The following is a 13,790-nucleotide window of genomic DNA, read 5'->3' as shown; positions in this document are numbered from 1 at the left end:
ACACCACGACGTCATACCGGACGGGAACGTTTCACCACGTGTCCCTGCTTCCGCTCGAAGACCTCCCCGGGCCGCTCCCCGTCTCCACCACCGGCCCCACTCCCGTCCCCGTCCCCGTAGCCACCCCCACCCTCACCCCCGTCCCCGTCCCCGTCTCCCTCCGCCTCCCCTCCGCCGCGCGCCTCGCCACCAGGGTGCTGGCGCTGCTGCCCCTGCTGCTGATCGCCGTGTGGGCGGCGGTCGACTGGCGTGCCATGTACGAGGGCACGGCCCGGCTCGCCTCCGCCGACCCCTGGTGGCTGCTCGCCGCGTTCTTCTTCACCTGCCTCGGCTGGGGCACCGCCGCCCTGGTCCGCCAGGGCGCCGTGCCCGAACGGCTGCCCACCGGTCTGCTCATCGCCTCCCAGTTCGCCGCCGGCGCCGCCAACCACGCGCTGCCGGCCAGCATCGGCGCCCACGCCGTCACGCTGCGCTTCCTCCAGGGCCGCGGCATCCCCCTCGCCCGTGCCACCGCCTCGCTCGCCCTGTACTCGCTCGTCCGGCCGATCGCGAAGACGCTCGTCCTGATCGTCTTCCTCGTCGCCTTCCCCGAGATGCTGCGTTTTGGCCAACTGGTTCCCGCCGGCTGGTCGTTGGTCCTCGCCCTCGGCGGTCTGGGGACCGCTCTCGCCACGGCTGCCGTCCTGCTGACCGCCGTCCCCCGACTGCGCCGCCCGGCGCTCCGCGGTGTCCGCACCGCCCTGACCGACGTACGGCAGTTGCACACCATGCCCAGCCGGATCCTCGCCCTGTGGGGCGGCGCCGCCGCCGCTCCCGTGCTCCAGGCCACCGTGATCTTCTCGGTCGGCGCCTCGCTCGGCCTGCCGCTGTCCTGGGCGCAGGTCGTGCTCGCGTTCCTCGCCGCCAGCACCGCCGTCGGTGCCGTTCCCGCCCCCGGCGGGATCGGTCCGGTGGACGCGGCGACGGTGTTCACGATGGTCGCGTTCGGCGCCCCCATGGATCTGGCCACGGCGAGCGTTATCGGCTACCGCGTCCTGACGGTGTGGGTACCGCTGCTGCCGGGCGCGTTGCTGCTGTCGGCACTGGTCCACCGGAAGGTGCTATAGACGGCACCATGACCGAAATCCCCTTGTACGGCGGCCCGTTCCGCGTCTAGCGTCGCTGGTCATCGGCGTGTAGCTCAGCAGCAGAGCACCGGGCTGTTCTCCCGGAGGGCGCAGGGGCAGGACCTGCCACGCCGGCTTATGGACGACGACGCTGAGCAGCAGCACCTCACCGCGGCCCCCGGCTATGCCCGGGGCCAGTTGGCCAAGGCCTTCACGACCGCCCTGACCCACGAGGACACCGAGACCCGCCGTCGCGCGGAGGGCCGTGTGGAGCGCTGGCGTGCGGTGCTCGCCGGGATGGCCGGCGGTCTGCTGACGGTCGGTTCGCGCACCCCGGTCGCCGGGCTCCCGGCCTGGGTCACCCCCGAGGTGGTGCGCGGCGGCTTCGCCACGGGCACCCCGGGCGCGGGCGGCCCGCTCCAGTCGTACGAGACGCGGCTCGCGGAGCAGTTCGGCGTGCCCGCGGACCGGCGGGCGCTGTTCGCCCACTGTCTCACCGACACCGGACTCACCTGGCTGTGGGGGCAGTTGAACAGTGGGCGGTACGAGGTGACCGTGCCCGAGGAGTGCGCGCTGCTCACCATGGCGTGGCTGGTGCGGCACGGGGAGACGGCCGCCGCGCTGGACCTGGTCGCGGAGCTGGAGCCGTTCGCCGGTCACCTCCGGTTCCTGCCGCGCCCGTCAACCGGCCGGCCGGTGTCGGACGTCACCGACGCGCTGCACCGCCGTAGCGTCTCCGACACCGTGGACAGGCTGGTCCGGCGGCGGCCGAACGCGGCCGTGGAGGCGGAGCGCGAGGCGCTCGCCGTATGGCTGCCGTTCGGGGACGAGTTGCTCGTCCACTGGCTGGGGACGGCGGGCGGGGAGGACGGCCGGGTGCTCGAACTCGCCCCCGACGAGGCCTGGTTGGAGCGCGGCGCCGCCCTGTTGGACCGGTACCGGCTGCTGGCCGAGGAGCACACCCACTGCGGAAAGCACCGCAGTCCCAAGGGGAATCTGGGCATTCTGCGCGGCGCACTGGAAGAGACCGTCGCCGGGCGGGAGTTGGACGCGCGTCGGCTCGGGCTGCTGCGGAACGCCGTCGCGTCGATGGTGCGGCGGCGCGGTCTGCCGGGATCGCCGGCGCACACCGAACTGCGGGGCGCGCAGCGGGTCCAGGCCGCTCTGCCCTCCCATCACGCCCTCGCACAGGTGGCGTTGCGCCGGCTCGCCGTGCTGCCCCAGGAGTCGGGCATCGCCGATCTCACCCCCGTGCTCGCCCCCGTGTCCGGACCGGAGGAGCGGGAGACCGGCGTCCCCGCCGGTGCCCAACTCCCGCCTGTCCTGAGGCGGCTGGTCGAGGGCGCGCTGAGCGCACCGGTCGCCACCCTGGTGGAGCGGGCAGTCGTCCCGTCGGCCGAGGTACTGGCCGCACTGGTACCGCGGTTGGTCGCCGTCACCACCGCGCGGAGCTACGAGGACAAGGCGCTGCGGACGCTGATGGCCGCGAACTACCGCGCGTTCCGCAACCGCCGTTCGCTGCTCCTGCTCAACCTGGAGCACCAGGTCCGGATCGAGGAACTGCCCTGGGTGCGGGCGGTGGCCGCGCAGCGCGGCGACGGCACGGCCGAAGCGGCCCTGCTGCTACGGCAGTTGGGCGAGCTGGCCGTGCGGGGGTTCCCGGGCACGATCCTGCCCAACCCGCTCGTGCGCGAACTCGGCGTGCTCGCACGCCAGTCGGGCCTGGGCGCTCCGCTGGTGGAGGAGCTGGCCGCGGACATCTTCATGGACGCGTTCGGCCCCAAGTTCCTGGTGGCGGCCGGGATCGCGGGCGAGCTGCTCGGTGGTTCGCTGTACGAGCGGTACTACGGCATCGACTACGCGGCGATCCGCGAGCTGGCGATCACCGAGGCACGCGAGGCGAGCGGAGCGGCGGGCAAGGCGGCGGGCCGCTCGGGCGGGCCCCGGACCTCTCCGGGGTTCGCGCGGCTGTGCGCGGAGCGGGCCGCGGTGGCGTCCTCGGCACCGGCGGGGTCGTCCGAGTCCGCGTCCGCCGGACCCTGGGTGGCGGCCGACGGCAAGGTGATCGAGCAGGGCCAGATCCTGACCACGCACAACCTGGCCACGCTGGTCCGCCGGGTCGGCATCGCCCCCGGGCCGGGGTGGGCCGACCTGGCGCGCCGCGCTTTCGGCACCGTGTGCCGGCTGACGGCCCGGGTGCACCGCAACCCGTGGCCGTACCCCGCCGTCAAGGACGCGGCGTACGCCTGGCGGCAGTCGGTGTTCTTCCTGTCCCTCTGCCCGCCCGCCGAACAGCGCCGTGTGCTCGACGACCTGGACGCGGCGGCGGCCCGCCACCCCGCCCATGTCACCGCCCGCCTGGCACCCGCCCTGGCCGGGCTGCGCCTGGTCGCGGACGGCGGCGCCTTCGCCCCCGACGGCTCGGCGGACGGGGGCCGCGCCCGCCGTCTGCTCGGCTGGACCACGGACGGCCACTGGCTGGTGGCCGACCCGACTGCCATAGCGAGAAAGGACAGTTGAGAGGTACCCACCAGTTGAGAGGTACTGGGCGCCCCTAGCCCTCCCCCTCCGCCGCCGCGCGCACCGCCGCCTCCGTCAGGGTCGTCGCCGTGCGGACGGCGCTGGTGATCGCCTCGTCGGGGGTGAGGCCGCACTGGTCGGTGAGGGTGAACAGGGCGTCCGCGGCGACGACCACGGCGAGGCTCCGCTTGAGCTGGGTGAAGGCGTCCGGGTCCGTCACTCCGAGGGTGGCCGCCAGGGGGGACAGTGCGTGGTCGATGAGCCCGAAGCGGACGCCGGGGCGCATGTTCGCCGCGTCGGGGCGGACGATGGTCGCCGCCATCATCGCGCGCACCCCGCCCTGCCGGGCCAGGGTGCCACGGAGCAGGAACTCGCAGGCGAACGCGACCCGTTCGACCGGATCGCGGGAGTCGGCGACCGGGGCGAGCGCGTCGACGGGGTCGGGCCAGACACCGGCCAGGGCCTCGCCGATCAGCGAAGGCAGGTCAGGGAAGTAGCGGTAGGCGGTGGCCTCGGAGACCAGGGCCGCGCGGGCGACCTCGGGCATCGTCACCTCGCTGCCGCCGCCGATCAGTCCGCGGGCCGCCTCGACGATCGCCGTACGGGTGCGCTTCTTCTGATTGCTGCGGCCCGTGTCCGTCTGTGCTGTCGCCATCGGTGCGTCACTTCCCCGTATTCGCTCGTCGTCGCCCACCGTCCTCCGCACGTTATCACAAACAGCTCTCATCATAAGAGTTCGCTTGCATAACGAGAGCCGCCCGCCTAGTGTGCGGGACGGCGCACCACGGCGTGGAGCGCCCAACACGCGGAGAACACAGGGGAGTCGGCGATGAACGAGGTGTCCGTGGTCGGTCCGGACGACGGCGAGACCATGCGGCTGGGCCCGGTCACGATGCGCATCCTGGAGGACGGCAGCACCACCGGCCACCGCCTCGGCATCGGCGAGATCACCATCGCCCCGCACACCCAGGGCCCCCCGCAGCACCGCCACGCGCAGCACGACGAGGGCTTCTACGTCGTCTCCGGCACCGTGCGGTTCACCATCGGCGAGACCGTCCACATCGCCCCGGCGGGCACCCTCGCGATGATCCCGCCCGGCGCCCCGCACACCTTCGCCAACCCCGGCGACGAACCGGCGGTGATGATCAACACCTTCACGCCCGACCTGTTCGTGCAGTACTTCCGCGACCTGAGGGACATGATCGCCGGCGGCCGGGAGTTCAACGCCGAGTCGACGATCGAGATGATGAGCCGCTACGCCACGGTCCCCTCGACCGACTACGCCTGAGCCGACCGCCGTGTCTCAGGAACCGCCGGAGTTCGACGGGCCGAAGAACTCGATCTCGGCGATGGCCACTTGCTTCTTCCCTGAGGTTCCGTAGGCGGACTCGATGGTGAAGCGGACCGCCGTGACCGTGCCGACCCGGAAGGAACGGCGCTGGGCACCCGCCCCCTGGTCGAGGGTGAGCTGACGGGTGATCTTCTTGCCGTCGGCCAGGGTGATCTCCGCCTCGATCCGGTGCGGGAGCGCCGACTGGGTGAGCTGGTCGGGGCGGGTGGAGACGCCCGGGGTGATCATCAGGTCCAGCAGCCGGGTCGGCTCGTCGAATCGCGCCTCCAGCCACTGGCCCTTGCCCGACTGGCTCACCCCCGGCCCCCACCAGGTGTTGTTCAGCCGGTCGAAGGCAAGCTCCGGCTTGTGCCCGGGGAAGGAGCGGGAGGCGGTGACGCGGTCCGGGTAGACGGGGGCCCGCTTGGCGAAGTGGTCCTTGGCCGCGTCCACGCCACGCGGGATGTTGACGGCCAGCACGATCAGCAGGGTCAGCACGATCGCGGCACCGAGCCAGGTCAGCACCCGGTCGAAGGTACGGCGCAGCCGCGGCCGGTCGCCCGCCCACGGGATCTCGCCGTTCCGGAACGTGAGCAGCCGCCGCCACCACGGCAGCCGGCCGGGGGCCTGCTCGTCGCCGGCCATGGGCATCGCGCAGCGGGCGCAGTAGTGCCGGTCGGGCCGGTTGGCCGTCGCACACCAGGGGCAGGGCACCCCGCCCGCGGCACCGGGTTCGACACCGGGTGCCCGGACGGACTGCGGGCGCGCGGCCACCGGGCGGCCGGGCAGGACCGGGGCGACGGAGGGGGCCTGGCGGGGCTCCGGGTCGGAGACCGGGACGAGGAGACGCCGGGCGCGCTCGGCCTCGGATTCCGGTGACTCCGGCGTGGTGGCGGGGACCGGTTGGGTGCGGGCGTCGGGCACGGAGGGCGGAGTCGGCCACGGGTCGGGGTAGGACGTGCTGCCGCCGGACGCGGGGTGGGTTGCAGGACCGCCGGACGGGTGCGAAGTCGTAGACCCACCCGACGGGTGCGACGTCGTGGACCCGCCGGACGGGTGGGACGTCGTGGTGCCACCGGAGGTGTCCGCGTTCGCCGGGTCCTGTGCGGTGGTCGCTCCGACGGAGTCGTACGAGCCGCCGGCGGCCAGGGCGTCCAGGCGCAGGGACAGGGCGTCCAGTCGGGCCGCAGGGTCGTCCAGGACCGAACTCCCTTGCGCCGGGACCCTGTTGTCCCGTGCGCCGTTCGCGTCGTTCGTGTCCCGGCCCGGGCCGTCGGCCGCCGCGCTCCCCGCGGCCCCGGTGCGTGCGCCCGCGCGGTCCGTCCAGCTCAGGACGGCACCGCAGGAGTCGCAGAACGACTGGCCCGGTTCCGCGCGGGTTCCGCATTCGGCGCAGCTCTGGGTGGTCGTCATCTCTCGGGGTTCCTTTCGGCGGGCACGGTGGTGGTGACCTGGACCGTGTACGGCATGTGGGCGGGGCGGGCGGCCGCCACGAGGGCGTCCAGCCGGTGGGTGTCCAGCGTGGTCGGCGCGGGCAGCCGCAGATGTACGTGCAGCCGGGGGCTGCGTTCGCCGGGTACCGGGCCGAGCGGGCGGGCGTTCCAGTCGGCGGCGCCGCTCTCGGTGATCTCGGGTTCGACCCCGAACGCGAGCCGGACGGCTTCGGCCAGTCCGCGTCGGGTGCCGCGGATGCGGTGCAGATAGGTGGCGGCGGCCACGGCGGCGCGCAGTCGCTCCTCCGGTTCACTGCCGTCGGTCTCGGCACCGACCCAACTCCCCAGCCACTGCACGAAGTCGAGCGGTGCGAGCGACGGCCGGAAGTACGTGTCCAGGCAGTCCAGCACACTCAGGATCGGCGCTACGACCTCGTCGAGCCCGGCGACGAAACGCTGGGCGAGGTCGTCGTCGGCGAACACGGCGGGCAGCATCGCGCCGATCGGCGCGGAGGAGCCGAGGCCGTCCACTGAACCCCTCAACGCGGGCCTCCCATCGGGGAGTCGGCAGTGTTCACGCGCCGTCTCCGATCACGCGGACGCGGTGGTCGAAGGAGAACACCAGCGACGGCCGCTCCAGATCGATGCGGTCGGTGGGGTCGCCGCGCTTGCCGGTGAGCGGGTCGGCCGGGTGCAGCACGACCTCGTCGACCAGTTCCACACCGGGCACCCGCTGGAGCACCGCGAAGACCTCCCCGGACTGCACCGGGCGCCCGAACGGCCAGCCCTTTCCGTCCGATCCGCCGGTGAGCGGGTCGAGGTGGCGGTAGAGGGCGTCGTGGGCCTGGCGGCGCACCCGGTCGGTGTCGACGCCCCGGAACGCGTGGACCGTGGCAACGACGGTGATGCCCTGGTAGAAGGGCGGGCCGACCGCCAACCGGGTCCCGATCAGCCGCCGTTCGTCGAGATGCCGGGTGATCCGGTCCAACAGGGCGTCTCCGGGGACCAGTTGCTCGAAGCGCAGTCGTCCGCCGGGGTCGGGCACGGCCTGCGGCACCACCAACACCCGTACGGCATACGCCCCGTGCTCGCCCTCGTCGCCCTCCAGGCAGGTGATGCGGGCGGTCTCGGGGGCGGCCCGGCGGGACAGTTCCTCGTAGTCGCGGAGGGTGACCGCCCGTTCCTGGGCGCGCAGGGTGATCGGGGCGCGGGTCTTGGCCTCCTGGACCGTCTCGCCGTCCACTCCCCCGCGTGCCGCCTCACGGTTGACGACCTCGGAGACGTACGGGATGGAGCTGCGCAGGATCTGCACCGCGCCGCGCGCCACGTTGCCGGCCCGGCCGCCGCCGGTGCGGTAGCGGCGGGCGCGGATCACCGCGCCCTTGGGGGCGACCATGCCGTACTGGCGCAGGGAGCCGTCGGGTTCGCGGACGGCGGGGCCGAAGCCGAGTTCGCCGGTGGCCGCGTCGAGGGTGATGTGGCGGTCGTCGGGGCCGGAGGCGGCGAAGTGCGGGACGACCTGCCAGTCCGTCCAGCCGTCGTGCTCGGCGGTCTGGAGGAGGAGCGGCGGGCTGTCGCCGACGACCGGTGTGTGCGCGAGCCGCAGCCGCTGCCCGGGCAGGCCGGTGGACTCGCCGAGCGCCTCGTCGTAGACCGTGTCGGCGTGGACGACGGTGGTGGTGCCGCCGATGGTGAAGGCCTCGGCGGAGCGGACGGTCGGCGAGGTGGTGTAGAAGGGCTGGTCGGGGTGGGGTTCGGTGACGCGGCAGCGCAGCCAGCCTGCTTCCTGGCCGCCGTTGCGGGACAGGGTGTGGCCGCCGGGGACGTGCAGGACGACCGCGCCGGGCCGGTTGAGGCCGCCGGTGCCGTCGCGGTCCACCTCGCAGGACTGCCAGCCGTCGGCGGTCCACGCCTCCCAGACCAGGGGCGGCTGGCGCGGGTCGACGCCGACTCCGTCGACGCGGCTGTCGAGTTCGAGGGCGAGGGCGCAGTGCGGGACGGCGGCGGTGAGGCCGAACAGCATGGAGTCGCCGGGGTCGGGCGCCTCGGCGAAGCACATCACGTGGTTGCCCTCGGCGAGGTCGTGGGTCCGGTCGACGACCTGCTTGCCCCGGTGCTGCACCACGAGATGCCTCAACGCAGCGGGCACTACGGCGAGTTCGCGCTCGGTGGCGAAGACCACCGCCTCCTCGCCCTCCGTGCGCATCGTCGCCACCTCGGTGCCCAGCGGCACCTGCACCGGTTCCTCCTGGGGCGCCGACAGCCAGAACGTGACGTCGGTGCGGGCCGCGGACGGCGGGAAGAGCGTGATGCCGACCAGGTCGAGGAAGGCCAAGTGGTTCTTGTCCGGTACCCGGTTGAGGCGGTAGACGATCTGGTCGGCCATGTGCGCGACCGTCTCGACGAGGGTGACGCCGGGGTCGGAGACGTTGTGGTCGGTCCACTCCGGGGCGCGCTGCTGGATGTAGCGCTTGGCGTCGTCGACGAACTGCTGGAAGCGGCGGTCGTCGAGGTTCGGGGAGGGCAGAGCCATCGGTCAGTTGTCGCTTTCAGCAGCCGTGCCGGGCGTACCGGAGGTGTCCGGCTCGTCGTGGGACGGGATGACGTAGAAGGGGAAGACGAGGCTGCGCGGGTTGTTGGTGCCGCGGATCGAGTAGCGCACGTCGATGTACAGCACGCTCTGCTCGGTGCCCGCGGTGACCTCGACGTCCTCGACCTCGATACGCGGCTCCCAGCGGTCGAGGCTGACGTGCACCTCGTGCTGGATCCGGCCCGCGGTCTGCTCGTTGACCGGCGCGAACACCAGGTCGTGGATCGCGCAGCCGAAGTCGGGCCGCATCGGGCGTTCGCCCGGCGCCGTGGACAGCACGAGCCGGATCGCCTCCTCGACCTCGCGCTCCCCGCTGACCAGCGCGATGCCGCCGGTCGGGCCGATGCGCAGCGGGAACGACCACCCGGAGCCCACGAATTGTTCGGCCATCAGACAACACCCGCCTGTTCCTTGCCCGTTGGGCCGCTCATGCCGGAATCACCATCGGGACAAGGCCGTTGAGGGTGACCACGCCCATGATCGGCACGGTGATGGCCCGAATGCCCACGTTGCCGATGGAGTTGACCTGCACGCTCCCGCCCGCGGTGAGCATCGCGTTGCCGAGCGCCTTCAGGTTGAGGGCGCCCATCGCGTCCAACGTGATCGCTCCGGTGGTCGACTTGACGTTGACCATCCCGCGCCCCTCGATGTTCAGGAGGCCGCCGCTCTTGATGGTCAGGCTGCGCCGGGCGCTGAGGGTGAGATCGGTCCCGGCCTCGACCGACACGGACCGGCTGCCCTTGATGGAGACCGTGCCCTTGCTGTCGACGGTGATCTCGGTGTTCGTGCGGTCCAGGGTGATGGTCAACTGCTTGTCCCCGGAGGCCAGTCGGACCCCTTGCTTGCGGCCGCCGGTCTTCTGGCTGAGCAGATCCATCCGGTTGCCGTCCCGGTCGGAGACGGTGTGCCGGCTCGCCTTCTTCCGTACGGCGTCGTGCAACGGAACGTCGCTCACGACGGTCGGCTTGTCCTTGCCGTTGTAGAGCCCGCCGATCACGAAGGGATGATCAAGTGCCCCTCGGTCGAAGGCGACCAGCACTTCGTCGTTGACGTCCATCGGGAAGACGCCGCCACCCCCCAGCCCGCCCCACTGCACGGTCCGCGTCCAGTCGCTGACGTACGTGTCGTCCAGCCACGGGAACTGCAGCCGCACCCGCCCCTGCTTGAGCGGGTCGTTGACGTCCGTGACAAGGGCGTTGGCGACGCCGGGCAGCCGGGGCGCGGTGGCCGAACCGCCCGAGGCGAGCCCGTACAGCGAACGCCACTGCCGTCCGCTGACCGTCACCCAGGTCTCGTAGTGCTTTCCGTCGCCGAAGACGTGCCGTACGGAAGTGGCCGTGTACTTGCCCTCGAAGGGCGCCCCTACGTCGGCCAGCGCGACCGGAACTCCCGGGCGCAGCTTGGGATTTCCGCGCGCGACGACCTCCAGTTCGGCGAAGGAGGACGTCACGTCGTCGGCGAGGGCGGCGGCGGCGAACTTCACCTCGTTCTGCTTGTCGTAGGGCGTGCCCGTCTCGACGAGCTTGGCCGTCTTGAACTTGCCGGCCGCCGCGCCCGGGGTGGTGCCGATGCCGATGGCCGGATTCGAGGCCCCGGGCGAGGTGGCGGTGAGTTTCTTCTTCGTGGTGACGTCCCACCCGCGCGCCTCGACGGTGGCGACCTGATCGGCGGCGGTCACGGCGGCCCGCAGCCGCAGGATGTCGTGCCCTGCCTGGAGCACGAACGGGCTTTTGTCGCCGTCGGTCTCGGGCGACGGCGCGCCGGACGACGGCTTGGGCTCCACGAACTGGAACTTGCCGTCGGCGTCGACCGACATGACCATCTCGTTCTCGTCGGCGAGCCGGGCGAGAAAGTCCCAATCGGTCACGTTGGACTGGGAGATGAACTCGTAGACCGTGCGCGTGGAGGTGATCTTCCCGATCGGCACGCCGTCCTGGGCGGCGAGTTTGCGGGCGATGTCGGAGGCGCTCTGGTTGCGGTAGGCGGCCACCCGGCGCTGCCGCAGCAGCCGGTGCCCGAAGTCGTAGCCGCGGACGACGGTGAAGGTGCCGGTGCCGTCGTAGTCCGCCTCAAGTCCCGTGACCTCACCGGTCAGCAGCGGATCGGAGGCACCCTGTCCGTCGGCCACCGGCGCGATGACGACCTTCGTGCCGAAGGTGACCCCCAGCTTTCCGAGGATCAGGCGGTACGGGTCCCGGAAGGTGAGCCGGAACGCGGCGGGCACGCCGACGCCCTGGTCGACGTAGCTGTCGACGAGGTAACGGGCGTACTCGGAAGGGATCTTGGCCCCGCCGATCCGCACCTCGACGACGTTGGAGAACGCGGACTTCACCATCAGGAACGCACCTCCTCGGCGGCGGGCAGCACGAGTTCGACACCGTTCGCGAGCCGCGTCGGGTCGTCGATCCCGTTGGCCTCGGCGATCGCCCGCCACGCGGCGGAGTCGCCGTACTCCCGCCAGGCCAGCGACTGCAGGGAGTCCCCTGCCACGACCCGGTGGACGCGTTGCGCGGTGAGCGCGCCCGACGTCGGGTTCTGGCCCTTGGTCTTGCTCGGTATCTCGTGGAGTTGCAGCCGGCAGGTGGCACGGATGGGCACGCCGGTCGTCCCGAAGAGCGAGTACGCGGCCTCGACGGAGGAGACGTACGCGGTGAAGCGGGCGGTGGAGAAGGACCCCCACTGGAACACCACCCACGGAGGTGAAGGCTGTTTGGCGGCAATGGACTTGGTGGTCACGTCGCAGCACGCGAGGAGCGACTCGACCTTCTTCAGCACCGAGTTGCTGGTCGGTTCGTCGGAGGAGTCGAGGAAGATCTCCACGCCCATCTCACGCGGCTGCGAACCCATGAACTCCGGGACGGAGCCGTCCCGTTCGATCTGCGCCGGGGTGGTCTTCCACTGGGCGCGACGGGTCAGCGACAACTGTGCCGGGTTGAAGTCGAAGGCGAAGGTCTTGATGAGCCCGCCCGGGGTGGTGCTGCCTCCGACGGGCGGCTCGTGAATGGCGAGACTGGCACGGACGAGACTCTTGCCCGCGCCTCTGCTGGTGGCCATGGTGCGTCTCCCGCCCCGCTCAGTCCGTGAATCCGTGGTGGGCGATCTCCAGCACCTCGGTGGCGACGGCGGGCCCCGCCGGGTCCAGGGAGGGGCCCTGCCAGCTCACCGGCAGCACGTCGATGAGCCCCCAGTGCGCGACCTCCGAACCATCCGCGCGCAGCGCCGCGATCTGCCCGGTGGGGCGCTTGATCCCGGTCTGCACGGAGGAGATCCACTTGGCGACCTTCGCGGTGTCCGGGGTGAGCGGGCGGGTCAGCCGGATGGTGGAAAAGGTGACACGGGTGGGGAGTTGCCATACGAAGCCGTTGTTGCCGCCCTCCTGCCGGTGCTCGATCTCCACCTGCGACGACAGCCCTTCGCACCCGTTGAAGTAGCCGAGGCTCTCGCCGTCGATGCTGAGGGTGAACCAGATGGTGGAGCCCGGGTCGAGGCGGGACATCGGGGGTGGGCCTTTCTGTCGTTGCGGTGCGATGAGTCGGGGTGCGCTGTCGTGCGGCGCGGTGCCGGTCAGTGGCGGGGGTCGCGGAGTTTGCCGATCCGTTCGCGGTCCAGGCGGAGTTCCGTGCGGATCAGGCGGGTGATGCGGCCGATGATCCTGTGCACGAGTTCGTCGAGCTGGAAGTCGGTGAGCTCTCGGGGGTCGAACTGGCCTGCGGGGATGGCTTCGTAGGCGGGGGGTGGGGGTGGGGGTGGAGCTGCGGTGACTGTGGTCGGGGAGTACGGGGGTGGAGGTGGGGCGGTGGTGAGTGCGGGGGCGGCGATGGTGGTGGGGGCGGGGGTGATGCCGGTCTTTCCGACGGTGGGGCGGACTTGGTTCAGGGGGGAGGAGAGTGCGGCGCCGAGTGCGGGGGTGGCGGAGGAGGGGGTGCGTTGGACGGGGAGGGGGGCGGAGATCGGGAGGCGGGTGGGATGTGGGGGGGTGGCTAGGCGTAGGGGTACTACGGGTGGTGCGGTGTGCCCGAGGGGTGTGGTGGGCCTGTCGGGGGTGGTACGGCGGTGACGTTGTACGGGGGTGAAGGGCGGCGGAGGTGATGTGCGGAGCAGGGCGGTGAGGGGTGCCTGCGGGGTGGGCCGGGGTGTGGTGAGCGGCGTTGTGGTGGTGGAGGTCGCGCGGGGAAGCGTGGGGTCGGGAGCGGTCGGGCTGGGGGGAGTCAGCTTCGTGGCGCGGTGTTGAGTCGTGGTAGAGGGTCCGGCTGAGCGTCCGGCTGAGGACGTGCTCGGGGCCGGGGGCGGGGACCCAACGTGGGGCGGGCTCGCGGCTGTAGACGAAGGCACGGCTGGGGGCGGAGTTACGGCCGAGGGACGAGGCCCTGCCGGGGATGGGCTCTCGGCCGAAGGGGGAGCCAGATCCGAGGATCGGGGTCCGATCCTGGACGAAGTCACCGCCGAGGGTGGGATCACAGCCGAGGACGGAGTCGGAGCCGGAGACGCGGCCTTCACCGGGGCAACCGTCGGCAGGAGTGCGGTAGTTGGGCGCGTGGCGGAAGGGGTGCGCGGGGGCGGTACAGGGGCGGTCGGGGCGGCGCTTCGCTGGACCGTCGGACCCGGGCCCGACGTCGGCGGGACTGCTGAGGTGGCCGGGGCTCCAGGCGCGCCGCCTGTGGCAGTTCGGCGCGCGACAGGCGAGGGCTCGGTGGCCGAAGGGGTATGCGGGGGCGGCACAGGGGCGCTCGGGGCGACACTCCGCTGCACCGACGGACCCAGGCCCGGCACCGGCAGGACTACCGAGTCGGCCTGGACTCCGGTCAGGCCGC

11 protein-coding genes and 1 tRNA gene are annotated in these 13,790 nt (G+C 72.2%); 4 read left to right on the top strand and 8 right to left on the bottom strand.

The window, feature by feature from the left end:
- Nucleotides 1-38 precede the first annotated feature (38 nt).
- The 3 genes from OG223_RS40010 to OG223_RS40000 all read left to right on the top strand — a co-directional run bounded on the left by OG223_RS40010 (nt 39) and on the right by OG223_RS40000 (nt 3,626).
- On the top strand, nt 39-1,106 hold the full coding sequence (locus OG223_RS40010; RefSeq protein ID WP_329259768.1) for a lysylphosphatidylglycerol synthase transmembrane domain-containing protein: 1,068 nt from the start codon (nt 39-41) through the stop codon (nt 1,104-1,106).
- Between the two features lie 63 nt (nt 1,107-1,169).
- Nucleotides 1,170-1,241: transfer RNA gene (locus OG223_RS40005), tRNA-Asn, on the top strand.
- A gap of 3 nt (nt 1,242-1,244) precedes the next feature.
- Nucleotides 1,245-3,626 (top strand): hypothetical protein, encoded by a 2,382-nt coding sequence (locus OG223_RS40000; RefSeq protein WP_329259765.1) that lies wholly within the window; start codon nt 1,245-1,247, stop codon nt 3,624-3,626.
- 34 nt (nt 3,627-3,660) lie between these two features.
- Here OG223_RS40000 and OG223_RS39995 read toward each other — a convergent pair whose 3' ends face one another.
- A complete protein-coding gene (locus OG223_RS39995; protein WP_329259762.1) occupies nt 3,661-4,281 on the bottom strand; it encodes a TetR/AcrR family transcriptional regulator in 621 nt (206 codons plus the stop codon).
- Nucleotides 4,282-4,455: 174 nt separating this feature from the next.
- On the opposite strand from OG223_RS39995, the gene OG223_RS39990 reads away from it, so the two are divergent.
- The gene (locus OG223_RS39990; RefSeq protein WP_329259759.1) at nt 4,456-4,914 is read left to right on the top strand and encodes a cupin domain-containing protein; all 459 of its coding nucleotides are present in this window, start codon (nt 4,456-4,458) and stop codon (nt 4,912-4,914) included.
- A 15-nt stretch (nt 4,915-4,929) separates the two neighbouring features.
- On the opposite strand, the gene OG223_RS39985 is transcribed toward OG223_RS39990, so the two are convergent.
- From OG223_RS39985 to OG223_RS39955, 7 genes are read right to left on the bottom strand one after another with little or no spacing between them, the layout of a single operon-like run.
- Nucleotides 4,930-6,369: an NADase-type glycan-binding domain-containing protein gene (locus OG223_RS39985; protein ID WP_329259756.1), complete on the bottom strand. Its 1,440-nt coding sequence runs from the start codon at nt 6,367-6,369 to the stop codon at nt 4,930-4,932.
- The gene (locus OG223_RS39980; RefSeq protein WP_329259753.1) at nt 6,366-6,932 is read right to left on the bottom strand and encodes a phage tail protein; all 567 of its coding nucleotides are present in this window, start codon (nt 6,930-6,932) and stop codon (nt 6,366-6,368) included. Before OG223_RS39980 ends, OG223_RS39985 begins: the two co-directional genes overlap by 4 nt.
- A gap of 31 nt (nt 6,933-6,963) precedes the next feature.
- A complete protein-coding gene (locus OG223_RS39975; RefSeq protein WP_329259751.1) occupies nt 6,964-8,922 on the bottom strand; it encodes a putative baseplate assembly protein in 1,959 nt (652 codons plus the stop codon).
- Between the two features lie 3 nt (nt 8,923-8,925).
- Complete coding sequence (locus OG223_RS39970; protein WP_329259747.1) at nt 8,926-9,369, bottom strand: GPW/gp25 family protein; 444 nt, start codon at nt 9,367-9,369, stop codon at nt 8,926-8,928.
- Nucleotides 9,370-9,406: 37 nt separating this feature from the next.
- A complete protein-coding gene (locus OG223_RS39965; RefSeq protein ID WP_329259744.1) occupies nt 9,407-11,314 on the bottom strand; it encodes a VgrG-related protein in 1,908 nt (635 codons plus the stop codon).
- Nucleotides 11,314-12,033: a CIS tube protein gene (locus OG223_RS39960; RefSeq protein ID WP_200691098.1), complete on the bottom strand. Its 720-nt coding sequence runs from the start codon at nt 12,031-12,033 to the stop codon at nt 11,314-11,316. The genes OG223_RS39965 and OG223_RS39960 overlap by 1 nt, the downstream gene beginning before the upstream one ends.
- 19 nt (nt 12,034-12,052) lie before the next feature.
- Nucleotides 12,053-12,475, bottom strand: coding sequence for a phage tail protein (locus OG223_RS39955; protein WP_329259741.1), 423 nt, complete (start codon nt 12,473-12,475; stop codon nt 12,053-12,055).
- Nucleotides 12,476-13,790: the final 1,315 nt, after the last annotated feature.

Source organism: Streptomyces sp. NBC_01478, assembly GCF_036227225.1.
Classification (GTDB): domain Bacteria; phylum Actinomycetota; class Actinomycetes; order Streptomycetales; family Streptomycetaceae; genus Streptomyces.
Note: the sequence above shows the minus strand (reverse complement) of the source record. Positions and strands in the feature narration are given on the sequence as shown.